Annotated in this window: 20 protein-coding genes and 1 pseudogene; 12 read left to right on the top strand and 9 right to left on the bottom strand. The window is 72.4% G+C overall.

Features of this window, described 5'->3' with window-relative positions:
• Positions 1 to 6 precede the first annotated feature (6 nt).
• Positions 7 to 156 (top strand): annotated as a pseudogene (locus ACFY4A_RS23905) (substrate-binding domain-containing protein); the annotation flags it as partial.
• A 25-nt stretch (positions 157 to 181) separates the two neighbouring features.
• Here the strand turns inward: ACFY4A_RS23905 and ACFY4A_RS23900 are convergent.
• The gene (locus ACFY4A_RS23900) at positions 182 to 973 is read right to left on the bottom strand and encodes a VOC family protein (RefSeq protein WP_390831376.1); all 792 of its coding nucleotides are present in this window, start codon (positions 971 to 973) and stop codon (positions 182 to 184) included.
• Positions 974 to 1,819: 846 nt separating this feature from the next.
• On the opposite strand from ACFY4A_RS23900, the gene ACFY4A_RS23895 reads away from it, so the two are divergent.
• Positions 1,820 to 2,086, top strand: a complete 267-nt coding sequence (locus ACFY4A_RS23895) for a WhiB family transcriptional regulator (RefSeq protein WP_390831375.1) — start codon at positions 1,820 to 1,822, stop codon at positions 2,084 to 2,086.
• Positions 2,087 to 2,094: 8 nt separating this feature from the next.
• Here ACFY4A_RS23895 and ACFY4A_RS23890 read toward each other — a convergent pair whose 3' ends face one another.
• The 3 genes from ACFY4A_RS23890 to ACFY4A_RS23880 form a co-directional block, all read right to left on the bottom strand.
• A complete protein-coding gene (locus tag ACFY4A_RS23890; protein ID WP_390831374.1) occupies positions 2,095 to 3,069 on the bottom strand; it encodes an acyl-ACP desaturase in 975 nt (324 codons plus the stop codon).
• Positions 3,070 to 3,308: 239 nt separating this feature from the next.
• Positions 3,309 to 4,085, bottom strand: a complete 777-nt coding sequence (gene ddaH, locus ACFY4A_RS23885) for a dimethylargininase (protein ID WP_390831373.1) — start codon at positions 4,083 to 4,085, stop codon at positions 3,309 to 3,311.
• A gap of 302 nt (positions 4,086 to 4,387) precedes the next feature.
• On the bottom strand, positions 4,388 to 6,013 hold the full coding sequence (locus ACFY4A_RS23880) for an ABC-F family ATP-binding cassette domain-containing protein (protein ID WP_390831372.1): 1,626 nt from the start codon (positions 6,011 to 6,013) through the stop codon (positions 4,388 to 4,390).
• A 310-nt stretch (positions 6,014 to 6,323) separates the two neighbouring features.
• Here ACFY4A_RS23880 and ACFY4A_RS23875 point away from each other — a divergent pair, with 310 nt between their 5' ends.
• Positions 6,324 to 7,001 carry a GPP34 family phosphoprotein gene (locus ACFY4A_RS23875; protein WP_390831371.1) on the top strand — a complete coding sequence of 226 codons (678 nt, stop codon included), beginning with the start codon at positions 6,324 to 6,326 and terminating at the stop codon, positions 6,999 to 7,001.
• Between the two features lie 10 nt (positions 7,002 to 7,011).
• Here ACFY4A_RS23875 and ACFY4A_RS23870 read toward each other — a convergent pair whose 3' ends face one another.
• The gene (locus tag ACFY4A_RS23870; protein WP_390831370.1) at positions 7,012 to 7,428 is read right to left on the bottom strand and encodes an SsgA family sporulation/cell division regulator; all 417 of its coding nucleotides are present in this window, start codon (positions 7,426 to 7,428) and stop codon (positions 7,012 to 7,014) included.
• A gap of 240 nt (positions 7,429 to 7,668) precedes the next feature.
• On the opposite strand from ACFY4A_RS23870, the gene ACFY4A_RS23865 reads away from it, so the two are divergent.
• The 3 genes from ACFY4A_RS23865 to mmpA all read left to right on the top strand — a co-directional run bounded on the left by ACFY4A_RS23865 (position 7,669) and on the right by mmpA (position 9,464).
• Positions 7,669 to 7,995: a plasmid stabilization protein gene (locus ACFY4A_RS23865; RefSeq protein ID WP_390831369.1), complete on the top strand. Its 327-nt coding sequence runs from the start codon at positions 7,669 to 7,671 to the stop codon at positions 7,993 to 7,995.
• Between the two features lie 91 nt (positions 7,996 to 8,086).
• Entirely contained in the window at positions 8,087 to 8,788 is a 702-nt protein-coding gene (locus ACFY4A_RS23860) for an endonuclease V (RefSeq protein ID WP_390831368.1), read from the top strand.
• A gap of 529 nt (positions 8,789 to 9,317) precedes the next feature.
• Positions 9,318 to 9,464 carry a morphogenic membrane protein MmpA gene (gene mmpA / locus ACFY4A_RS23855; RefSeq protein ID WP_390831367.1) on the top strand — a complete coding sequence of 49 codons (147 nt, stop codon included), beginning with the start codon at positions 9,318 to 9,320 and terminating at the stop codon, positions 9,462 to 9,464.
• 12 nt (positions 9,465 to 9,476) lie between these two features.
• Here mmpA and ACFY4A_RS23850 read toward each other — a convergent pair whose 3' ends face one another.
• On the bottom strand, positions 9,477 to 10,655 hold the full coding sequence (locus tag ACFY4A_RS23850) for a saccharopine dehydrogenase family protein (protein WP_390831366.1): 1,179 nt from the start codon (positions 10,653 to 10,655) through the stop codon (positions 9,477 to 9,479).
• A 243-nt stretch (positions 10,656 to 10,898) separates the two neighbouring features.
• Between ACFY4A_RS23850 and ACFY4A_RS23845 the strand changes: the two genes are divergently transcribed.
• The 3 genes from ACFY4A_RS23845 (at position 10,899) to ACFY4A_RS23835 (ending at position 15,592) form a co-directional block, all read left to right on the top strand.
• Positions 10,899 to 12,062, top strand: a complete 1,164-nt coding sequence (locus ACFY4A_RS23845; RefSeq protein WP_390831365.1) for a CaiB/BaiF CoA transferase family protein — start codon at positions 10,899 to 10,901, stop codon at positions 12,060 to 12,062.
• An 88-nt stretch (positions 12,063 to 12,150) separates the two neighbouring features.
• Positions 12,151 to 13,365: an acetyl-CoA C-acetyltransferase gene (locus ACFY4A_RS23840; RefSeq protein ID WP_390831364.1), complete on the top strand. Its 1,215-nt coding sequence runs from the start codon at positions 12,151 to 12,153 to the stop codon at positions 13,363 to 13,365.
• A gap of 49 nt (positions 13,366 to 13,414) precedes the next feature.
• Positions 13,415 to 15,592: a 3-hydroxyacyl-CoA dehydrogenase NAD-binding domain-containing protein gene (locus ACFY4A_RS23835; protein WP_390831363.1), complete on the top strand. Its 2,178-nt coding sequence runs from the start codon at positions 13,415 to 13,417 to the stop codon at positions 15,590 to 15,592.
• Positions 15,593 to 15,600: 8 nt separating this feature from the next.
• On the opposite strand, the gene ACFY4A_RS23830 is transcribed toward ACFY4A_RS23835, so the two are convergent.
• Positions 15,601 to 16,353 (bottom strand): MerR family transcriptional regulator, encoded by a 753-nt coding sequence (locus ACFY4A_RS23830; RefSeq protein WP_390831362.1) that lies wholly within the window; start codon positions 16,351 to 16,353, stop codon positions 15,601 to 15,603.
• Positions 16,354 to 16,594: 241 nt separating this feature from the next.
• Here ACFY4A_RS23830 and ACFY4A_RS23825 point away from each other — a divergent pair, with 241 nt between their 5' ends.
• A complete protein-coding gene (locus tag ACFY4A_RS23825; RefSeq protein ID WP_390831361.1) occupies positions 16,595 to 18,061 on the top strand; it encodes an amino acid permease in 1,467 nt (488 codons plus the stop codon).
• Here the strand turns inward: ACFY4A_RS23825 and ACFY4A_RS23820 are convergent.
• Together ACFY4A_RS23820 and ACFY4A_RS23815 are read right to left on the bottom strand one after the other, a co-directional pair.
• Positions 18,051 to 18,182 (bottom strand): hypothetical protein, encoded by a 132-nt coding sequence (locus ACFY4A_RS23820; RefSeq protein WP_390831360.1) that lies wholly within the window; start codon positions 18,180 to 18,182, stop codon positions 18,051 to 18,053. The genes ACFY4A_RS23825 and ACFY4A_RS23820 overlap by 11 nt on opposite strands.
• A 215-nt stretch (positions 18,183 to 18,397) precedes the next feature.
• Positions 18,398 to 19,330: an FAD-dependent oxidoreductase gene (locus tag ACFY4A_RS23815; RefSeq protein ID WP_390831470.1), complete on the bottom strand. Its 933-nt coding sequence runs from the start codon at positions 19,328 to 19,330 to the stop codon at positions 18,398 to 18,400.
• Between the two features lie 91 nt (positions 19,331 to 19,421).
• On the opposite strand from ACFY4A_RS23815, the gene ACFY4A_RS23810 reads away from it, so the two are divergent.
• Together ACFY4A_RS23810 and ACFY4A_RS23805 are read left to right on the top strand one after the other, a co-directional pair.
• A complete protein-coding gene (locus tag ACFY4A_RS23810; protein WP_390831359.1) occupies positions 19,422 to 20,453 on the top strand; it encodes an oxidoreductase in 1,032 nt (343 codons plus the stop codon).
• 36 nt (positions 20,454 to 20,489) lie between these two features.
• Positions 20,490 to 22,130 (top strand): ABC-F family ATP-binding cassette domain-containing protein, encoded by a 1,641-nt coding sequence (locus tag ACFY4A_RS23805; protein ID WP_390831358.1) that lies wholly within the window; start codon positions 20,490 to 20,492, stop codon positions 22,128 to 22,130.
• Positions 22,131 to 22,220 lie beyond the last annotated feature (90 nt).

Below are 22,220 nucleotides of genomic sequence, written 5' to 3'. Positions count from 1 at the left end.
GAGCGCACCGTGCGTCAGGACATCGAGGAGATGGGCCGGCTGATGGCCCGCCTCCTGCTGCGCGGCATCGACGGGCACGACGCCGGTGCCGGGGTGGGCGGCGGGCCGCGCAGTGTCGTCCTGCCGACCACACTCGTACGGCGCGCGTCCGCGTGAGACCAGCCGGGCCCCCGTCACCGCCTCACGTCTGCGGCGGGGTGCTCCTGATCACCGCGAAGCGGGCGCCGTAGGGGTCGGCGAGTCTGGCGATACGGCCGACTCCCGTGACGTCGGTGGCGGGCACCCGGACCGTGCCGCCGAGTTCCTCGGCCCTGGCCACCGTCGCGTCCGTGTCCGGGACCTCGAAGTACGGCAGCCAGTACGCGCCCGTCTTCGCCTCGGTCGGGTCGTCGGAGAGGGCCACGATGCCGCCGAACATGGCGTCCTCGCCGCCCTCGGCGGGGTTCACGCACGTGTAGGTGCCGCCGGGGAAGGGCACCGCGGAGGTCTCCAGGCCCAGCACCTTGTTGTAGAACGCGGCCGCCGCGGCGATGTCCGCCGTGTACAGCTCGACCCAGCACAGCGAGCCCGTCTCGCCGGCCACGTCCACGCCCTTGATCCGCCCCGGCTGCCAGATGCCGAACGGCACGCCCGCCTTGTCGGCGAGGATCGCCATGTGGCCCTCGCCCATCACGTCCATGGGCTGGACCAGCACGGTGCCGTGCGCCTCCTCGGCGGTCTTGGCGGTCGCCGCCGCGTCGGCGCTCTGGAAGTACACGGTCCAGGAGGGCGGCCCCTGCTCCGGCGTGGTCTGCATCCCGCCGGCCACCGTCCTGCCGCCGAGCTGGAAGAAGCCGTAGCCACCTGCCTGGGGCCCCGCCGACTGGAACCGCCAGCCGAAGAGAGCGCCGTAGAAGGAGCCGGCGCCGTCGATGTCGGGGGTACCGACGTCGATCCAGTTCGGAGCGCCGTTGACGAAACGGGTGGTGAGCATCCTTGCCCTCCTTCGAAGGAGCCCGACTGTCTGCACTGCCGAGTCTGTCACCGCCCACTAACAACCGCCGCCGCAACACGACGGCCCCGCGCGCCGACGGCACCGGGCAGCGACGGCCACCCTGGGGTACGGCCCCTGCCTGCGCTGCGGGGCTGCGGGGCTGCGCGGGAGCGGCGAGGGCTGGGCTGGGGGGCGAGGTTGCCGATCGGGTTCGGGGCTGCTGCCCCGGTCGGCAGCGGTGGTCGCGAGGTTGCCCGGTCGCGGTCGTTGTCCCGGCTCCTGGCGGCGCCCCGATCGCCTTGTGCCGGTCGCGGCGGTTGCCCCTTGCGGTCACCGTCTGGCGACGGTGGCCCACCTGGGGCGTGGTTGTCGCGAGGCGAGGGCCGGCCCGGGGGGGCGAGGGTGCCGATCGGGTTCGGGGCTGCTGCCCTGCTCGGCAGCGGTGGTCGCGTGGCAGCCCGGGGGACGCGGCCATCAATCCGGCTCGCGGCCGTCTGCCCTGGTCATGCTCTTCAACCGGTCGCGCGCCGCTCCCTCCCGCGGCGGTCGCCCCGCTGACGTGGTCACCCGGCCACGGTGGTGGACCTGATGACGGCGGTCACCCGGCCACGGCGGGGGACCCGCTGACGGCGGTCGTCTTGCCGCGGCGGTCGCCCAGCCACTGTGGTGGGCCCGGTGGGCGTCGTTCCCGATGCGCGGAGTCCGGGCGTGTTTCGGGGTGTTCCGCGTGCCGCCGTGCGTCCGAGTGGCCGTGAAGTCATCATCGGGGCGGTGCGGCGGGCGGCCGTGGGCCGCGTTGATCCGGTGTTGAGTGAATGTTTCGCGCCGCCCGGCACGATGCCGTTCATGCACTTCGAGACGACCACCCCGGCCGGCATCGCCTGGCAGGACCAGGCCCTGTGCGCGCAGACCGGAGCCGACTTCTTCTTCCCCGAGCCGGGCAGCTCGGTACGTGAGGCGAAGCGCATCTGCGGGATGTGCGAGATGCGCTCGGCCTGCCTGGAGTACGCGCTCGCGAACGACGAGCGCTTCGGCGTCTGGGGCGGCCTGTCCGAGAAGGAACGGCAGGCCCTGGGGCGGACCGGGCAGTCCGCCCCGTGCGCGAACGGCTGATCAGGTGATCAGGCGCCGGCCCGCGCCGCCAACCGCGCCCGGCGCGCGGCGAGCCGCTCGTCGAACTTGACCGCCTCCGCGTTCAGCCTGCCCATGAACAGGCCCAGCTCCTCCTGCGCCTGGAGGCCCTCGGGGCCGAGGCCGTCCATCTCCAGGACCTTCAGGAAGCGCAGCACCGGTTGGAGCACGTCGTCGTGGTGGATGCGCAGGTTGTAGACCCCGCCGATGGCCATCTGCGCCGCCGCCCGCTCGAAACCGGGGATGCCGTGACCGGGCATGCGGAAGTTGACCACCACGTCCCGCACCGCCTGCATGGTCAGGTCGGGCGCGATCTCGAAGGCCGCGTTGAGCAGGTTGCGGTAGAAGACCATGTGCAGGTTCTCGTCGGTCGCGATGCGCGCCAGCATGCGGTCGCAGACCGGGTCGCCGGACTGGTGCCCGGTGTTGCGGTGCGAGATACGGGTGGCCAGCTCCTGGAAGGCGACGTACGCGACCGAGTGCAGCATCGAGTGCCGGTTGTCGGACTCGAAGCCCTCGCTCATGTGCGCCATCCGGAACTGCTCCAGCTTGTCCGGGTCCACCGCGCGCGAGGCGAGCAGGTAGTCGCGCATCACGATGCCGTGCCGGCCCTCCTCGGCCGTCCAGCGGTGCACCCAGGTGCCCCAGGCGCCGTCCCGGCCGAACAGGGTGGCGATCTCGTGGTGGTAGCTGGGGAGGTTGTCCTCGGTCAGCAGGTTGACCACGAGGGCGATCCGGCCGACCTCCGTGACCTTGGACTGCTCCTTGTCCCAGGCCTCGCCGTCCTCGAAGAGACCGGGGAAGTTGCGGCCGTCGCTCCAGGGCACGTACTCGTGCGGCATCCAGTCCTTGGCGACCTTCAGATGCCGGTTCAGCTCTTCCTCGACCACTTCCTCCAGCGCGTACAGCAGCCGCGCGTCGGTCCACGTGGATGGGCTGCCGAGGTGAGGGGAGGTGAGGGTCACGGAAACTCCAGGGGGACGCGCGGGGAAGCGGAGGCGGGCAGGCGGAACTGGAACGAGCCCGGCGAGCGGTGCACGGGAACCTACGGGATCGTAGGCTACGAATCCGTAGGTTACGAATCCGTAGGTTAAGTTCGGCGTAAAGGTGGCTGATCAGACGGGTGCCGCAAAGAAGTTGACGGACGCCCAGAGCAGCCTCAGGACCGCAGGTCCTGGGGCTGGAACAGGCACCGCCCGCCTCGTCACGGGTACAACTCCCGGAGCCGCACCGAGAGGCACGTTACACAGCCTTCGAGCTTCTCGAACTCGCCGATGTCCACCACGACCGGCTCGAAGCCGAGGTCGCCCAGCAGTTCCGCCGTCTTCGGCGCGCTCGCCGCCATCAGCAGCCTGTCGCCGCCGAGCAGCACCACATGGCTGCCGGACTCCTCCGGCACCGGCAGGAAACGCGGGTACAGCGACGGCGTGTCCACCTTCGGGACGTTCCCGATGACCGTCCCGTCGGGCAGCGCCGTCACCGCCGACTTCAGGTGCAGCACCTTGCTCACCGGTACGGCCACGACCCGCGCCCCCAGCGGCTCGAACACCGCCCGCAACTGCTGCACCCCGGCCGCGTTGGTGCGCCCGCCGCGGCCGACGTAGACCGTGTCGCCGACCTTCAGCACGTCCCCGCCGTCCAGCGTGCCCGGCTCCCAGACCCAGTTCACCGAGCAACCCAGACGGGCCACGGCCTGCTCCACCCCGGCGGTCTCGCCGCGCCGGGACCGGGCGCCCGGACGGGTGATCAGGGCGACGTTCCGGTACACGACGACGGTGTCCTCCACGAACACCGCGTCGGGGCAGTCGTCGGCCGGTTCGACCTCGACCGTCTCCCAGCCGTGCCCCCGCAGCGCCTCGACGTACGCCTCCCACTGCCGCACCGCGAGCCCGACGTCGACCTTCTCCCGCTCCACATGGGTCACCAGCCCTTCGGCGAGACGCGGACCGGGGTGGCGGACGAGGGCCTTCTTACTGGGCACGAGGGGCCTTTCGGATCAGCGCGTGGGGCGGTTCCCGGCGCGGCCGTGACCGCACCGGGCCGCCATCATGCGACAAGCGTCCGCCCGGGCAAAAGCCCACTGGACGCTGGTGCTGTGACCGGAAGGGTTCACCGGCTCGCGACGCCCGGCACGGCACCTCGCCGCGTTGTCGCATCACCCGAGTACGTCCAGTACGCGGGCGACGCTCCGCCTTGCGACGCTCCCCCACTGCCTGAAGGGCGTGGGAGGTGCCCCCGGCACCGGACGCCGCGAGCTTTGCGGCAAACCTTCCGGTCACAGCACTAGGCGGGATCCGCGATGGACTCCCAGGTGGTTTCCCGCAGTTCTCCTTCCTCCAGCACCAGCCAGCGGGTGATGCCGATGGACTCCAGGAACGGCAGGTCGTGGCTGGCCACGATCAGGGCGCCCTCGTAGGACTCCAGGGCGGTCGTCAGCCGGCGCACGCTCGCCATGTCCAGGTTGTTGGTCGGCTCGTCGAGCATGAGCAACTGCGGCGCGGGCTCCGCCAGCAGCAGCGCGGCCAGCGCGGCACGGAAGCGTTCGCCGCCGGACAGCGTCGCCGCCCGCTGGTCGGCGCGGGTGCCCCGGAACAGGAAGCGGGCGAGCTGGGCCCGGATCCGGTTGTTGGTGGCGCCCGGCGCGAGACGGGCCACGTTCTCGGCCACGCTCAGCTCGCCGTCGAGGAGGTCCAGCCGCTGCGGCAGGAACCGCACCGGCACATGCGCGGCCACCTCGCCCGACACCGGCGGCAGCTCCCCGGCGACGGTGCGCAGCAGCGTCGTCTTGCCCGCCCCGTTGCGCCCGATCAGCGCGACCCGCTCCGGACCGCGCAGGTCGAGACCTCCGTCCACGCGCGCGCCGTACGCGAGTTCCAGATCCCGCAGGGTGAGCACGGTACGGCCCGGCGGTACGGCCGTGTACGGCAGGTCGACGCGGATCTCGTCGTCGTCCCGCACCGCCTCCACCGCCTCGTCGAGCCGCTCCCTGGCCTCGGCGAGCCGCTCCTCGTGCATGATGCGGTGCTTGCCAGCGGACTCCTGCGCCGCGCGCTTGCGCGAACCCATGACGATCTTCGGTTCGCGCTTCTGGTCCCACATCTTCTGGCCGTACCGCTTGCGCCGGGCCAGTTTGACGTGGGCGTCGGCCAGTTCGCGCTGCTGCCTGCGCAGGTCGGCCTCGGCGACGCGCACCATGCGCTCGGCCGCGTCCTGCTCCAGGGCGAGGGCCTCCTCGTACGCCGAGAAGTTCCCGCCGTACCAGGTCACCTGGCCGGAGCTCAGATCGGCGATCTGGTCGACCAGCTCGAGCAGTTCGCGGTCGTGGCTGACCACGACCATCACGCCCGGCCAGGACTCGACGGCCGCGTACAGCCGGCGGCGCGCGTACAGGTCGAGGTTGTTGGTCGGCTCGTCCAGCAGCAGCACGTCCGGCCGGCGCAGCAGCAGCGCGGCCAGCCGCAGCAGCACCGATTCGCCGCCCGAGACCTCGCCGGTGGTGCGGTCCAGGTCGATGCGGCCGAGCCCGAGCTCGCCGAGGGTGACCAGGGCGCGCTCCTCCACGTCCCAGTCGTCGCCGACCGTCTCGAAGTGCTCCTCGGAGACGTCACCGGCCTCGATGGCGTGCAGCGCGGCCCGCTGCGCGGCGATGCCGAGCGCCTCGTCGACCCGCAGCGCGGTGTCGAGCGTGACGTTCTGCGGAAGGTATCCCACCTCTCCGGCGACACGGACGGCACCACCGGTCGGCCCTAGCTCGCCGGCGATCAGCTTCAACAGGGTTGACTTTCCTGAGCCGTTGACGCCGACCAGGCCGGTCCTGCCGGGACCGAAGGCGAGGTCTAGGCCGGTGAACACGGGGCTGCCGTCGGGCCAGGCGAAGGAGAGGGAGGTACAGGTGATGGATGAGGACATGGGCGCCTCGCGATTGCTGGGTGCGGTCAGGGTCGGACGCGTGTGAGACACCGCGGGGCGAGGTCACCGTGTAGGAGGGGGGTCACGGGGCATGAGAAGAGCCCTGGGCCGGATTTCCTTCGGGACGGCTCGGACGCCGAGGTCGCGCGCCACGCACACACCTGACCGGTGCGACGCGGTGCCTCAGGACCTCAGACGAGCAACGTCCTTCTCCAATCGACGGCAACAGGACCGCTGCAAACGGTAGGAGGGGCGGGGACACCTGTCAACGAAATAATGGGTGGCCCGAGCCCCCTCGGAAGGAGGCCCCGTGCCCGACGGTTCGCTCTCGCTCTCGCTGCCCGCCCGGCTCTACCTGCTGGCCTGGGACACCAAGCGGCTGGAGATCACCGGCACCGCCCATCTGCACCACCTGGTCCGGGCCGGCGCCCTTACCGAGCTGGCCCAGCGCGGGCTGCTCGTCGACGACGACGGTATCGCCGCACCCGCCGGCCTGGACGCCGGCACCGGGGACCCGGTGCTCGACGGACTGCTCGAACTCGTCCGGGAATCCCGGCCCCGCCGCTGGAAGACCTGGGTGACGCTGCACGCCCGGACCACCCTCGACGCCTTGCGCGAGCAGCTGGCCGCCGAGGGGCTTCTGCGCGCCGAGCGGCGCCGGGTCCTCGGTGTCCTCCCGTCCGTGGACTACGCCCTGGAGCGCGTCGCCGTCGTGGACGCGCTGCGGGAGGAGGCGCGCCGGGTGCTGGAGGGCCCGCTGCCGGCCGTGGAGGTCTCCGAACGCGAGGCGGCCGTCGTCGCCCTCGCGGCCGCCGCGGAACTGGGCACCCTGGCGCCCGCCAAGGACCGCAGGCGCCACAAGGGGCGCATCGAGGAGCTGACCGAGCGCAGCGGAGCCGCGGCCCCCGCGCTGCGCCGGGTGGTGCGCGAGGTGAGCGCGGCGGTGGTCGTGGCGGCCACGGCGGCGTCCGCCACGGCGGGCGGCTGAGCGGGGGCCGTCAGCAGGTGTCCCGCATCAGCTCCGCCAGATCGTGGTCCAGGTCGAACTGGAGGTGCTCCAGACCGAGCGGCACCAGTTCGCTCGTGGCCTCCAGGAAACGCCGTATCTCACCGCTGCGGACGTGCACCACGGCCGTGCCCTCGGGGGCGTGGAACTCCAGGACGGTGCGGTCGTACCCGTACGGCCGCACCCGTACGTCGCCGTGGCCCTCGGGCTCCCGCAGACCGGCCGCCAGCAGGTCCCGGGCGAAGAGCCAGCAGACCTCCACGCCTTCGAGGGCGGCCGGGGCCGGGAAGGTCATACGGACGGCGAACGGGTCGCGCCGGTCGTAGCGCAGTGTGGCGGGAATGCTGGGCATCCGTGGCGTGGCGGAGACCAGGCGCGCCTCCACGGACTGCTCGATGACGGTGGACAAGGCCTTGCTCCCTTGTGACGGCTGGACGAACCTCCGGGCGGATGAGGCCGGGCACTGGAAGAGACGACGGAAGCCGCTGATCCGTGCACAGGACGAGCGAGTGACCTGCGTCACCGCGTTCATTCCCGGAAGTGACACGGCTCTCGCGTCGCTCGACTGGAGGACTGGATATCGCCCGATATGGCGAATCGATCCAGAATTGCGGGTATCCGTTCCTTGCACAGAGAGGAAGTGAACGGCATGCCACGCGGTTCCAGTTCCAAGCGCGAGCGCCAGTACGAGCACATCAAGCAGAGCGCCCAGGACCGGGGGGAGAACACCGAACGCGCCAAGGAGATCGCCGCGCGCACGGTGAACAAGGAGCGCGCCCGCAGCGGTGAGTCGAAGACCGCCAGTCGCACCTCCATCCAGGACATGTCCTCCGGCAGGCGGGGCGGGCAGCGCTCGGGCCGGGGCTCCGAGGGACCCACCTATGACCAGCTCTACGAGGAGGCCAAGCGGCGCAACATCCACGGCCGCTCGGACATGAACAAGCAGCAGCTGCGGCAGGCCCTGGGTAAAGGCTGACCCCCGCACCGAGCCCGGCGGGCCCGCCTCCGGTCAGGAACGCGGGCCCGCCCCGCCGTGCGTAGCCGCGTGGCCGTACGCTCGGCCCATCATGACGACGACCGTACGCATTCCCGCGGGCTGGCCCGCCACCGAGGAGCAGGCCCGCGCCGTCCAGGACGAGTTGCGTGAACGGGTGGTGCGGGACGAGTCGGGACCGCCGCCCGGGACGGGCCACGTCACGGGGGTCGACGTCGCCTACGACGACGAGCGGGACCTCGTCGCGGCGGCGGCCGTCGTCCTGGACGCGGCCACCCTGCGCGTCGTCGCCGAGGCCACCGCCGTCGGGCGGATCTCGTTCCCGTACGTGCCCGGGCTGCTGGCCTTCCGTGAGATCCCCACCGTGCTCGCCGCGCTGGACGCCCTGCCCTGCCCGCCCGGTCTGGTCGTCTGCGACGGCTACGGACTGGCCCACCCCCGGCGCTTCGGACTGGCGAGCCACCTCGGTGTGCTGACCGGACTGCCGACGATCGGCGTCGCCAAGAACCCGTTCACCTTCGCCTACGGGGATCCGGACACCCCGCGCGGCAGCGCCTCCCCGCTGCTCGCCGGCCCGGACGAGGTCGGCCGCGCCCTGCGCACCCGGGACGGCGTCAAACCGGTCTTCGTCTCTGTCGGCCACCGGGTGACCCTGGACAACGCCTGCGCGCACACCCTCGCACTCACCCCGGCCTACCGCCTCCCGGAGACGACCCGCCGCGCCGACGCCCTGTGCCGCCGCGCCCTGCGCGAGGCGACGGCGGACAGGTCCTAGTGCTGCGACCGGAGAGGTTCACCGGCTCGCGACGCCCGGCACGGCACCTCGCCGCGTCGTCGCATCACCTGCGTACGTCCAGTACGCGGGTGATGCTCCGCCTTGCGACGCTCCCCCACTGCCTGAAGGGCGTGGGAGGTGCCCCCGGCACCGCACGCCGCGACCTTTCCGGTAAACCTTCCCGGTCACAGCACTAGGTGTATTGGCCTGTCGTCACATTCCCGTCTGCCCCGCGACGCCTGGCACGCACTCGCCGCACCGGGGGAAAGCCGAGTACGTCCAGTACGAGGACCTCCGCCCGGCACTCCCCCAAGCTCTCCGAGCAGGGGGCCCAGGGCACGCACCAGACGCCGCGGTGCCGCCCTTCGGGCGACGGCGGGAATGCGGCGACAGGCCTTGGCGGGGCACTGGGCGCGTGTCCGGCTCCGAGGCCCGGTGCCGAGGCCCGGTGCCGAGGCCCGGTTGTGAGTACGCCATCTGAGTATCCGTACGGATGTGGCCACCGGGGCTCATGGGCAGGCTGGGGCGCATGACGACACACCGTTCCCACAAGCCCCTCACCGACCCGGCCCGCCCCGTCGAGCGCGCCGTGAACGCCACCCTGATCCTCGCCGTGCTGGCCGGGCTCGGCTGGATAGGCGGGATGATCTGGACCGTGGCCGAATGGTCGCTGTAGCCCTGCCAGGGGCTAGCGGCTCGTCGCGATCCGGAAGGTGATGCCCGCTCGGCGCAGGCGGTCGATCAGGGCGTCGCCCATGGCCACCGCCGTGGTGACCTGGCCCGCGGTCGGCGGGAGGTCGTCCAGGGCCAGGGCGAGCGCCGACTCGGCGAACATCTTCGCCGTCTCGCCGTACCCCGGGTCGCCGCCCGCGACCTCGGTGAACACCCGCCGTCCGCCGCCCTCGCCCACGAACCGCACCGAGAACCAGCTCCTGGCCCGCCGCTCCTCGCTCGGCCCCTCACCGGGCCGCAGCCGTCCGGACAGCCAGCGCCGGGCGGGCGGTAGTTGGGCGGCGGCCATGACCGCGCCGAGGGCGGCGGCACCGCCGACGGCGACCGGCAGGTGCCGCACGGCCGCGTAGTGGCGGTAGCGGAAGTCCGGGCCGTAACGTTCCAGCACGCGTGCGGAGCTCCGCACGATCTGCGGGTCGATGGTCGGCAGCGGCACCGCCCAGGCGCCCACCTCCGCGGCGAACCGCGGCGCGCCCGCCGGCGTGACCGCCCGCCGCCCCAGCAGTCGCGGCTCGTGCCGCGCCCGGTCCCGCGCCGCGGCCCGTATCCGCAGGGGACGGGCGAACTGGCTGAGCGCCGACGCGAGGGTCCCACCCGAGAAGGCGGCGTCCACCCGGACGAATCCGTCCACGGTCAGCGGTACGCCCTCCGGCAGCTGCCGGACGGTGAAGTACACGCCCAGGTCGGGCGGGACGGAGTCGAAGCCGCAGGCGTGCAGCAGACGTGCCCCGGTCTCGCGCGCGCGTGCGTCGTGCCGGACGTACACCAGGTCCACGAACTCGGGCTCGCCGCACAGGTCCAGGTAGTCCGTTCCGCTGTCGGCGCAGGCGGCGACGAGTTCCTCGCCCACGGCCGCGTACGGGCCCACGGTGGTGGCCAGCACGCGCGCCTGCCGGGCGAGGTCGCGCAGGGAGTCCGGGTCGGCCACGTCCGCGCGCAGCACTCCGACGGACGCACCCGAGGGCAGCCGGTCGCGCAGTTCCTTCAGCCGGTCCTCGCCGCGGCCGGCGATCGCCCAGCGCAGTCCCTCGGGGGCGTGCGCGGCGAGGTACTCGGCGGTGAGCGCCCCCACGAAGCCGGTGGCTCCGAAGAGGACGATGTCGTACGGACGGTCGGAGTTCCTCCGCCTGCTCATGACACTCCTAGCTCTCGCAGCCCGCGCCGCTGTCCGTGGCCGAGGCTAGCGTGAGGAGTGCGGAGTCAGGCGGCGAGGGCCCGGCGGTGACGGTCCGGCGGTGCGGGATACGGCCACCAGGCCACCGGGTACGTCTTCCGGTACGCCCTGGCTAAGCGCTTGCTCGCCGAGGGCTTGTATCCGCTGGAACGCGTTCTTAGCATCATCGGTGTTACATCGGTTGTGTCACAGTGAGGGGACCGGATGGCAACGGCAGAGGGGGCGGGGCGGCAGGGCCCGCTGACCGGTGTGCGCGTGGTCGAGCTGGCCGGCATCGGCCCCGGCCCGTTCGCCGCGATGCTGCTGGCCGACCTGGGCGCCGACGTCGTCCGGGTGGACCGCCCCGGCGGCGCCGGACTCGGCATCGACCCCGCCCATGACATCACCAACCGCAACAAGCGCTCGGTGGTCGTCGACCTGAAGTCCCCAGGCGGCCCCGCCCGCGTCCTCGACCTCGCCGCCCGCGCCGACATCCTCATCGAGGGCTACCGCCCCGGCGTCGCCGAGCGCCTCGGCATCGGCCCCGGGGCCTGCCACGCCCGCAACCCGCGGCTGGTCTACGGCCGGATGACCGGATGGGGCCAGGACGGACCGCTCGCCCCGCGCGCGGGACACGACATCGCCTACATCGCCGTGACCGGCACCCTCGGCATGATCGGTGAACCGGACACGCCGCCGGCCGTCCCCGCCAACCTCCTCGGCGACTACGCCGGCGGCTCCCTCTACCTCGTGGTCGGCGTCCTCGCCGCCCTGCACCACGCGCGCGCGACCGGCACCGGCCAGGTCGTGGACGCCGCGATCGTCGACGGCACCGCCCACCTCTCCACCATGATCCACGGCATGCTCGCCGCCGGCGCCTGGCAGGACCGCCGTGGAGCCAACCTCCTGGACGGCGGCTGCCCGTACTACGGCACCTACGAGACCGCCGACGGCCGGTACATGACGGTCGGCGCCCTGGAGCAGCGGTTCTACGACGAGTTCACCGGACTGCTCGGCCTGGAGGAGCACGCCGGGGCCCGCACCGACCACACTCGCTGGGGGGAACTGCGCGAGGCGGTCGCCGCCCGCTTCAAGTCACGCACCCAGCAGGAGTGGACCGTGGTCTTCGAGGGCTCCGACGCCTGCGTGGCTCCCGTGCTGTCGCTGCGGGAGGCCCCGCACCACCCGCACCTCGCCGCCCGCGGCACCTTCACGGAGCACGCCGGCCTCACCCAGCCCGCCCCCGCGCCCCGCTTCTCCGCCACCCCCACCGCCGTCCGCACCGGCCCCGCCCGGCCCGGCGCCGGCACGGCGGCCGTGGCCCGCGACTGGGACCTGCCCGCGCTCCTGGAGGACGGGGCGGACGAGGACGGGGAGGACGGCTCCTGACGGACCCACGACCGCGACCAGTTCCCCGGACCCGCTCCGGCTCCTCCCACCCGACCCCAGGACACCACCCTCGTCGAAAGGCTTGTCAGTGAGCACCGAAGCGTACGTGTACGACGCGATCCGCACCCCGCGCGGGCGCGGCAAGGCCAACGGCGCCCTGCACGGCACGAAGCCCATCGACCTGGTCGTCGGCCTCATCCACGAGATCCGCGACCGCTTCCCCGGACTCGACCCGGCCGCCGTCGACGACATCGTGCTCGGCGTCGTCGGCCCGATCGGCGACCAGGGCTCCGACATCGCCCGGATCGCCGCCATCGCCGCGGGACTGCCGGACACGGTGGCCGGCGTGCAGGAGAACCGCTTCTGCGCCTCCGGCCTGGAGGCCGTCAACCTGGCCGCCGCCAAGGTGCGCTCCGGCTGGGAGGACTTGGTCCTCGCGGGCGGCGTCGAGTCGATGTCCCGGGTGCCGATGGCCTCCGACGGCGGCGCCTGGTTCAACGACCCGATGACCAACCTCGCCGTCAACTTCGTACCCCAGGGCATCGGCGCCGACCTGATCGCCACCATCGAGGGCTTCTCCCGGCGGGACGTCGACGAGTACGCGGCCCTGTCCCAGGAGCGCGCGGCCACCGCCTGGAAGGAGGGCCGCTTCGACCGCTCCGTCGTGCCGGTCAGGGACCGCAACGGACTCGTCGTGCTCGACCACGACGAGCATCCGCGCCCCGGCACCACCGCCGACTCGCTGGCGGCGCTCAAGCCGTCCTTCGCGGACATCGGCGATCTGGGCGGCTTCGACGCCGTCGCCCTGCAGAAGTACCACTGGGTGGAGAAGATCGACCACGTCCACCACGCGGGCAACTCCTCCGGCATCGTGGACGGCGCCTCGCTCGTCGCCATCGGCTCCCGCGAGGTCGGCGAGCGGTACGGCCTCACGCCCCGCGCGCGGATCGTCTCCGCCGCCGTCTCCGGCTCCGAGCCCACCATCATGCTCACCGGGCCCGCTCCCGCCACCCGCAAGGCGCTCGCCAGGGCCGGCCTGACCATCGACGACATCGACCTCGTGGAGATCAACGAGGCCTTCGCGGCGGTCGTGCTGCGCTTCGTGAAGGACATGGGCCTGTCCCTGGACAAGGTCAACGTCAACGGCGGCGCCATCGCGCTGGGCCACCCACTCGGCGCCACCGGCGCGATGATCCTCGGCACCCTCGTGGACGAACTGGAGCGCCAGGACAAGCGCTACGGACTCGCGACCCTCTGCGTCGGCGGCGGCATGGGCATCGCCACGATCGTCGAGCGCGTCTGACCGGCCCCAGCGGCGCCCTCAGAACCCAGACCTCAACGGAGACCCCGACATGACCGAGAGCACCACCATCCGCTGGGAGCAGGACGACACCGGCGTCGTCACCCTCGTCCTCGACGACCCGAACCAGTCCGCGAACACCATGAACCAGGCGTTCCGCGACTCCCTCGCCGCCGTCGCCGACCGGCTGGAGGCGGAGCAGGACTCCGTCCGCGGCATCATCCTCACCTCCGCGAAGAAGACCTTCTTCGCGGGCGGCGACCTGCGCGACCTGATCCGGGTCACCCCGGACACCGCCCAGGACCTGTTCGACGGCGGCCTCGCGCTCAAGCGCAACCTGCGCCGCATCGAGACCCTGGGCAAGCCGGTCGTCGCCGCAATCAACGGCGCGGCCCTGGGCGGCGGTTACGAACTGGCCCTGGCCTGCCACCACCGGATCGCGCTCGACACCCCCGGTACGAAGATCGGCTGCCCCGAGGTGACCCTCGGCCTGCTCCCCGGCGGGGGCGGGGTCGTCCGCACCGTACGGCTGCTGGGCATCACCGACGCCCTGCTCAAGGTGCTGCTCCAGGGCACCCAGTACAACGCCCGGCGCGCCCGGGACAACGGGCTCGTCGACGACGTGGCCACCTCCCAGGAGGAGTTGCTGGCCAAGGCGCGCGCCTTCATCGACGCCAACCCGGAGTCGCACCAGCCCTGGGACAAGGCCGGCCACCGCATCCCGGGCGGCACCCCGGCGAACCCGAAGTTCGCCGCCAATCTGCCCGCCTTCCCGGCCAATCTGCGCAAGCAGACGAACGGCGCCCCCTACCCGGCCCCGCGCAACATCCTGGCCGCCGCCGTCGAGGGCGCCCAGGTCGACTTCGAGACCGCCCAGGTCATCGAGGCCCGCTACTTCGTGGAACTGGCCGCGGGGCAGACCTCGAAGAACATGATCCAGGCGTTCTTCTTCGACCTCCAGGCCGTCAACTCCGGCGCCAGCAGGCCCCAGGGCGTCGAACCCCGCCAGGTCCGCAAGGTGGCCGTCCTCGGCGCCGGGATGATGGGCGCGGGCATCGCCTACGCGTGCGCCCGCGCGGGCATCGAGGTCGTCCTGAAGGACGTGTCCCCGGAGGCCGCCGCCAAGGGCAAGGGCTACTCGGAGAAGCTGTGCGCCAAGGCCGTCGCCAAGGGCCGTACCAGCCAGGAGAAGGCGGACGCGGTGCTCGCCCGCATCATGCCCACCGCGGAGGCCGCCGACCTCGCGGGCTGCGACGCGGTGATCGAGGCCGTCTTCGAGGACCCGGCGCTCAAGCACAAGGTGTTCCAGGAGATCGAGCGGGTCGTCGCGCCGGACGCGCTGCTGTGCTCCAACACCTCCACCCTGCCGATCACCCTGCTCGCCGAAGGCGTCGAGCGCCAGGCCGACTTCATCGGGCTCCACTTCTTCTCACCCGTGGACAAGATGCCCCTGGTCGAGATCATCAAGGGCGAGCGCACCGGCGACGAGGCGCTGGCCCGCGCCTTCGACCTGGTCCGGCAGATCAACAAGACCCCGATCGTCGTCAACGACTCGCGCGGCTTCTTCACCTCCCGGGTCATCGGCCAGTTCATCAACGAGGGCGTGGCGATGGTCGGCGAGGGCATCGAGCCCGCGTCGGTGGAACAGGCGGCGGCCCAGGCGGGCTACCCGGCCAAGGTGCTGTCCCTGATGGACGAGCTGACCCTCACCCTGCCCCGGAAGATCCGGGCCGAGTCGCAGCGGGCGGTGGAGGAGGCGGGCGGCACCTGGACCCCGCACCCCGCGGACGCGGTCGTCGACCGCATGGTCGACGAGTTCGGCCGCACGGGCCGCAGCGGCGGCGCCGGCTTCTACGACTACGGCGAGGACGGCGGTCGCACCCGACTCTGGCCGGGCCTGCGTGAGCACTTCACCAGGCCGGGGTACGAGATCCCGTTCCGGGACATGCAGGAGCGCATGCTCTTCGCCGAGGCGCTCGACACGGTCAGGCTCCTGGAGGAAGGCGTCCTGACCTCCGTCGCCGACGCCAACATCGGCTCGGTCCTCGGCATCGGCTTCCCGGGCTGGACCGGTGGAGTGCTCCAGTACATCAACGGCTACGAGGGCGGTCTGCCCGGCTTTGTGGGGCGCGCGCGGGAACTCGCCGAGCGCTACGGCGAGCGGTTCACCCCGCCGGCGCTGCTCGTGGCGAAGGCGGAGCAGGGGGAGACCTTCACCGACGCGCGCTGACGAGCCGCTCAGCCGGACGGCGGCTTCTGCGCCCCCTGGGGGTCCGCTCCCCGGGGGCGCTCCCGTCCGGCCGTGTCCAGCCACTCCCGCAGCTCCTCCTTCAGCGAGCGCTGGAAGGTGGTGAGCAGGGCCTGCACCACCAGGGGGTGCACATGGGCGGACAGGGACTTCACGTCCCGGGTGTCGCGTTCGGCGACGGCGTCGCGCAGCAGCTTCGACAGCTCGTGGGCGGCCGTACGGGCGTGCTCGGTCAGCACCGTGCGGGCGGCGAGGATCGTCTCCTGGGACAGCGGTACGTCGAGGAGTTCCACGCCGAGCCGCAGCAGACCGGAGTCGACGCGGAAGGACTCCCCGTCGGCCTCGACGACGTTCATCGCGGCCAGCCGCCGGACGTCGTCCTCATCGAGCGGCCGGCCGGCCCTGCGCTCCAGCTCCCGCCGGGACAGCGACTCCACGGTGTCCGGCGCCCAGGACGCGACCACCGCGCGGTGGATGGCGAGGTCGTGCGGGGTGAGGTCCGGCGGCAGCTGCCGCAGATGGCGCTCGATCGCGGCGAGTGTCATGCCGCGCAGCTGCATCTCCTCGATCAGCGTCAGGCGCGCCAGGTGCTCCTGGCCGTAGCGGCCCACCCGGCGTGGGCCGAGCACCGGCGGCGGCAGGAGGCCCCGGCCGCTGTAGTAGCGGACCGTGCGCACCGTGACGCCGGCCCGCGCGGCCAGCTCGTCGATCGTGAGGGTCGGCTCGTCGGTGTCGGTCGTCATCGCAGCAGTATCGCTGTCCCACCAGTGCTGTGAAAGCCCTGACCTGCCAGTGTACGGGCAGTGACCGATAAGCGAAGGCCATGTGAGAAGTCCCGCTCTGTGACGTCCGCCATCGCATGGGGATCGACCGCCCTGGGAAGCTGCTGTTCTGGTCTGTACCGCGTTCATGGGTGGTGCGGGCCGCAACACGTACGGACACCCGGGCGCACGTCGCCCGGGGCACCAGAGAGTGGAACCACCCGTGAGCAAGGAATCCGCGCACGCGGCCCAGGTCGCCCCCCGCACCCAGGCGACCGGGACGCCCGCCGACGCGGGCGACGCCGGATACAGCAAGGACCTCAAGCACCGCCACGTCAACATGATCGCCATCGGCGGGGCGATCGGAACCGGACTCTTTCTAGGAGCGGGCGGTCGCCTGCACAACGCGGGCCCCGCGCTGGCGCTGGCCTACCTCGTGTGCGGCGTCTTCGCGTTCTTCGTCGTCCGGGCCCTCGGGGAGCTGGTCCTGTACCGGCCCTCGTCAGGCTCCTTCGTGTCGTACGCGCGTGAGTTCCTCGGTGAGAAGGGCGCCTACGTCGCCGGCTGGATGTACTTCCTGAACTGGTCGACGACCGGTATCGCCGACATCACGGCGATCGCGCTCTACACGCACTACTGGAGCATGTTCACGCCCGTCCCGCAGTGGGTGCTCGCGCTGATCGCCCTCGCCGTGGTCCTCACCGTGAACCTGATCTCGGTGAAGATCTTCGGCGAGATGGAGTTCTGGTTCGCGATCGTCAAGGTCGCCACCCTGGTCGGCTTCATGCTGATCGGCATCTTCCTGCTGGCCACGCAGCACCGCGTCGACGGGCACACCCCGGGCCTGAACATGATCACCGACCACGGCGGCCTGCTCCCGCACGGCGCGATGCCGGTCGTCCTGGTGATGCAGGGCGTGATCTTCGCCTACGCCGCCCTGGAGCTGGTCGGTGTCGCCGCGGGCGAGACCGCCGAGCCGGAGAAGGTCGTCCCGCGCGCGGTGAACTCGATCATGTGGCGCGTGGGCCTGTTCTACGTCGGCTCGGTCGTCCTGCTGGCCCTGCTGCTGCCCGGCTCGGTCTACTCGGCCGGGGAGAGCCCGTTCGTCACGGTCCTGTCGAAGATCGGCGTCCCGGCGGCCGGTGACATCATGAACCTCGTGGTCCTCACGGCCGCCATGTCGTCCCTGAACTCGGGCCTGTACTCCACCGGCCGCATCCTGCGCTCCATGGCCATGGCCGGCTCCGCGCCCCGGTTCACCCGAGTGATGAGCCGCAGCCAGGTCCCCTACGGCGGCATCCTGCTGACCTGCGCGGTCTGCGTGCTCGGCGTCGGCCTGAACTACCTCGTGCCCAGCCAGGCCTTCGAGATCGTGCTGAACGTCGCCTCGCTCGGCATCGTCAGCACGTGGGTGATCATCATGATCTGTCACCTGGTCTTCGTCCGCCGCGCCCGGGCCGGCCAGGTCACCCGCCCCACCTTCCGCCTCCCCGGAAGCCCGGTCACCGAGACCGCCACGATCGCGTTCCTGCTGGCCTGCCTGGGCCTGATGTGGAACGACCCGGAGGTGGGCCGCAAGACCCTCCTGCTGATCCCCCTGATCGTGGTCCTGCTCGTCGCCGGCTGGTTCGCCGTCCGCCGCCGCGTCGGCCGCACGGCCGACCGGGAACTCTCCGAACTCACGGAGTGACGCCCCAGTAGGGGTCGCCGATGCCCGGTGCGCCGGGGGAGTGGCTCGCGGCCGATGCCGGGATCGCCAGCAGCAGGGTGGCTGCCGCCAGTGCGCCCGGCGCGATCATTCTGCGGTGCACGTCAGCTCCAAGTCGTAGGGGCACGAGGTCTGTTCGGAGCCTATTGAGTCGCGGTGGCCAAAGGCATGTCCATGCCCACCGCTGTCACACGATCGCCATTCGGCCGTCACGGGTGAAACATGCTCAGGGGTCTTTCCGGCCACGTGCGTCCAGCCGCCCTGCTCACCCCGGCGGCCGTCCATGGAACCCCGCGGGACTGACGGGAACGCACCGGCTCAAGTGGCCGGGTACGCCAGCCCGGCCGCCCGGCGCGCACAGCCCCAGGCCACGGTGACCCCGGCCCCGCCGTGCCCGTAGTTGTGCACCAGCGCCCGCCCGCCCGGCAGCTCCTCGCGCTCCAGCCGCACCGCGTGCCGGGCCGGCCGCAGCCCGACCCGGTGCGCCAGCACCCGCGCCCCGGCGATCTCCGGCCGGACGGCCGCGCACCGCTCGACGATCCGCTCGGCCACCGCCGGATCGGGCGTCAGCGACCAGTCGTCCTCCTCGGCCGTGCCGCCGAGGAGGAGCCCGCCCGGCTGCGGGAACGCATAGGTGGGGGACTGCGAAACAGGGTCGACGGACGTCAGCCACGTCGCGATGCCCGGGTTCTCCACGACGACGAGCTGACCGCGCACGGGACGCACCGCGGGATCAGGAACGAGCTCGCGGGCGCCGAGGCCGGTGCAGTTCACGACGACGGCGGCGTCCACCGCCGTCAGATCCGTCACCACCCGCTCCTCCACGATCCCGCCCGCCCCGGTCAACCGCTTCCGCAGCCACGGCAGATGAGCCGACATGTCGATCAGCGGAAGCCGCGCCCACAGCGCCGTGCCCGCCCACTCCCCGGCGTGCGCCGGGCGCAGACCGGGCACCCGCGCCGCCCACGGCCCCAGCGAGTCCAGCCGCGTCCCGCCGTGCACCCCCTCGACCAGGCGTACGCCCGTCTCGTCTGGACGCCCGGCCAACTCCTCGTACACCGCCAGGGATTCCAGCGACCACTCCCCGACGAGCGACTCCGGCTCGATCCGGTACGGCCACCACAGCGCGCCGGCGACCGCCGAGGTCGTCCGCTCGGCCGGCTCACGCGTCCACACCCGCACCCGCCGACCGCGCTCGGCCAGTACGACGGCCGTCGTCAGCCCGATGACGCCGCCGCCGACCACCACCACCTCGGTACCCGGCCCACTGTCCACGCTGCGCACGGTAGCGGAAGGCCGCACACCGTGCTCACCTCGGCCCCGGGCCGGGAATACTCACGGCATGCCTGCCGAGTACACGACCTTCGGCCTGGCCCCCGCGACGCGTCCCGGGGAGATCCTCGCCGACGGCGGCCACCAGCTCCACCGGGACTTCGTCGACTTCCTCGTGGACGGACGGCCCCTGCTGTTCCGGCTCGCCGACCTGGACGCGGTCTCCCCGCTCGCCTCCGACATCCCGCCCGCGATCCTCGCCGCCCAGGTGCGCGGCCTGCTGCTGGAGAGCGAGGCGCCGCTGCCGGGCGGCCGGTACCTCATCTACGGCTGCCCCGAGTGCGCGGACCTGGCCTGCGGCGCGGTCACCGCCGTCATCGAGAGGTCCGGCGCGGACGGGGCGGACTACGTCTGGCGGGACTTCGCCTGGCAGACGGACGAACACGTCGACCTGGAACGCGACGGCTACCACGGCATAGGCCCGTTCCGCTTCGCCGGAGCCGAGTACCGCGCGGCTCTGGGCGCGCTGCTGGACGGCGGCGGCCCCGCGCCCCGCCGCCGGGTGCTGCTCGTCGGAGCCCGGGTCGCCGTCCTCGCCAGACTTGCCGCCGCCCTGCGCGCCATCGGCATCGGCGCCGACATCACCCGCGACACGCTCCACGTGCACGCCGGCGAACTGCGCCAGTACGGTGCCGTCGCCTTCGGCCCGGCGGTCGGCACGGCCGAACGCGCCGCCGTCCGGGGCGCCTTCGAGCGCGCGGGCGCCGACGTGGCCTACGTCGACGGGACGGCCCCGATCGTGCCGCTTCTGGTCGCCCGGATCGAGCAGGCCCTGGACCGCGGTCCCGTGGAGCGGCGCCGGCTGACCCGGCTGGTGGCCACCGACGGCGTGGCGGACGTCGAGGTCACCTCCGCCTGCCGGGTCCGGCTCACCGCCTACCGCCTCGACCGGCTCCACCGCACCCACACCCGGGAGGTCTTCGACGGCGTCCTGGAGCCGGGCCGACACCGGCTCGCGCTGGACGCCGGGGCGGTGAAGGGGGAGTCCTTCCTGGTGGCACGGGCGGCAGGGGGCGTGCTGGTGGCGGCGGTGGCGCACTGAGGGCGCCGGGGCACGGCCGTTAGGATCGGTCCTCTGATGACTGCCACCCTCGTTGCCAAGAACCTCGCCGCCGGGCACGGCGACCGCGCGCTGTTCGCCGGACTGGACCTCGTCGTCGCGCCCGGGGAGGTGATCGGGCTGGTCGGCGCCAACGGCGCGGGCAAGTCCACGCTGCTCAGGATGCTCGCCGGGCTGAGCACCCCGGAACAGGGCGAGGTCATCCTGTCCCCGCCGGCGGCGAGCGTCGGGCACCTTCCCCAGGAGCCGGAGCGGCGGCCCGGGGAGACCGTACGGGAGTTCCTCGCCCGGCGCACCGGGGTGGCCGGCGCCCAGCGGGCCATGGACGAGGCCACGCAGGCCCTCGTCGAGGGAGCGCCCGGCGCGGACGACGCTTACGCGACCAGCCTGGAGCGATGGCTCGGCCTCGGCGGCGCCGACCTCGACGAACGCGCCGAGGAGGTCGCCGACTCGCTCGGACTGGCCGTCGGTCTCGACCAGCCCATGACGTCCCTCTCGGGCGGCCAGGCGGCCCGCGCCGGCCTCGCCTCGCTGCTGCTGTCCCGCTACGACGTCTTCCTGCTCGACGAGCCGACCAACGACCTCGACCTGGCCGGTCTGGAGCGCCTGGAGCGGTTCGTGACCGGCCTGCGCGCCGGGACGGTCGTCGTCAGCCACGACCGCGAGTTCCTCACCCGCACCGTCACCAAGGTCCTCGAACTCGACCTCGCCCAGCGGCAGATCAACCTCTACGGCGGCGGATACGCGGCCTATCTGGAGGAGCGCGAGGTGGCCCGCCGGCACGCCCGCGAGGACTACGAGGAGTACGCCGACAAGAGGGCCGCCCTCCAGGAGCGTGCCCAGACGCAGCGCGCCTGGATGGACAAGGGCGTGAAGAACGCCCGGCGCAAGGCGGGGAGCGACAACGACAAGATCGGCCGCAAGTTCCGCAGCGAGGCCAGTGAGAAGCAGGCGGCCAAGGCCCGCCAGACCCAGCGCATGATCGAGCGCCTGGAGGTCGTCGAGGAGCCCCGCAAGGAGTGGGAGCTGCGCATGGAGATCGCGTCGGCCCCGCGGTCGGGAGCGGTCGTCGCCACGCTTCGGGACGCTGAGGTGCGCCGTGGCGACTTCGTGCTCGGCCCGGTGTCCCTGCAGATCGACTGGGCGGACCGGGTGGCGGTCACGGGCGCCAACGGCGCGGGCAAGTCGACACTGCTGGGCGCGCTGCTGGGGCGGATCCCGGTGGACGCCGGGCACGCGGCCCTGGGCTCCGGCGTGCTGGTCGGCGAGGTCGACCAGGCCCGCCGCATCTTCCACGGCCCCGAGTCCCTGCTGGACGCCTTCTGCGCGGCGGTGCCGGACACCGAGCCGGTGGAGGCACGCACGCTGCTCGCCAAGTTCGGCCTCAAGGCGGACCATGTGACACGTCCCGCCGCGACGCTCTCCCCGGGCGAGCGTACCCGGGCCGCGCTCGCCCTCCTCCAGGGCAGGGGCGTCAACCTCCTGGTCCTGGACGAGCCCACCAACCACCTGGATCTGCCGGCCATCGAGCAACTGGAATCAGCGCTGGACTCCTACCAGGGCACCCTGCTGCTGGTCACCCACGACCGCCGCATGCTCGACTCGGTACGCGTCACCCGCCGACTGGAGGTCGCCGGGGGCAAGGTGACGGAGCGCTAGGAGCGTGTCTCAGTAACCGGCAACCCGCCTGCGGTTCGTGATCATTCATGCAGGATGATGTTGGTATGGGTGGTGGCGATGGGTTGTTCG

The organism is Streptomyces sp. NPDC001292 (assembly GCF_042896465.1).
GTDB lineage: Bacteria > Actinomycetota > Actinomycetes > Streptomycetales > Streptomycetaceae > Streptomyces.
This window is presented reverse-complemented; position numbering and strand designations above follow the sequence as displayed.

Excerpts from the sequence above, each read along its gene's own strand:
- ACFY4A_RS23810 (WP_390831359.1), top strand. The coding sequence starts at position 19,422 with ATGCCTGCCGAGTACACGACCTTCGGCCTGGCCCCCGCGACGCGTCCC.
- ACFY4A_RS23880 (WP_390831372.1), bottom strand. The coding sequence starts at position 6,013 with ATGTCCTCATCCATCACCTGTACCTCCCTCTCCTTCGCCTGGCCCGAC.
- mmpA (WP_390831367.1), top strand. The coding sequence starts at position 9,318 with ATGACGACACACCGTTCCCACAAGCCCCTCACCGACCCGGCCCGCCCC.
- ACFY4A_RS23865 (WP_390831369.1), top strand. The coding sequence starts at position 7,669 with ATGCCACGCGGTTCCAGTTCCAAGCGCGAGCGCCAGTACGAGCACATC.
- ACFY4A_RS23830 (WP_390831362.1), bottom strand. The coding sequence starts at position 16,353 with ATGACGACCGACACCGACGAGCCGACCCTCACGATCGACGAGCTGGCC.
- ACFY4A_RS23850 (WP_390831366.1), bottom strand. The coding sequence starts at position 10,655 with ATGAGCAGGCGGAGGAACTCCGACCGTCCGTACGACATCGTCCTCTTC.
- ACFY4A_RS23805 (WP_390831358.1), top strand. The coding sequence starts at position 20,490 with ATGACTGCCACCCTCGTTGCCAAGAACCTCGCCGCCGGGCACGGCGAC.
- ACFY4A_RS23860 (WP_390831368.1), top strand. The coding sequence starts at position 8,087 with ATGACGACGACCGTACGCATTCCCGCGGGCTGGCCCGCCACCGAGGAG.
- ACFY4A_RS23895 (WP_390831375.1), top strand. The coding sequence starts at position 1,820 with ATGCACTTCGAGACGACCACCCCGGCCGGCATCGCCTGGCAGGACCAG.
- ACFY4A_RS23835 (WP_390831363.1), top strand. The coding sequence starts at position 13,415 with ATGACCGAGAGCACCACCATCCGCTGGGAGCAGGACGACACCGGCGTC.
- ACFY4A_RS23845 (WP_390831365.1), top strand. The coding sequence starts at position 10,899 with ATGGCAACGGCAGAGGGGGCGGGGCGGCAGGGCCCGCTGACCGGTGTG.
- ACFY4A_RS23900 (WP_390831376.1), bottom strand. The coding sequence starts at position 973 with ATGCTCACCACCCGTTTCGTCAACGGCGCTCCGAACTGGATCGACGTC.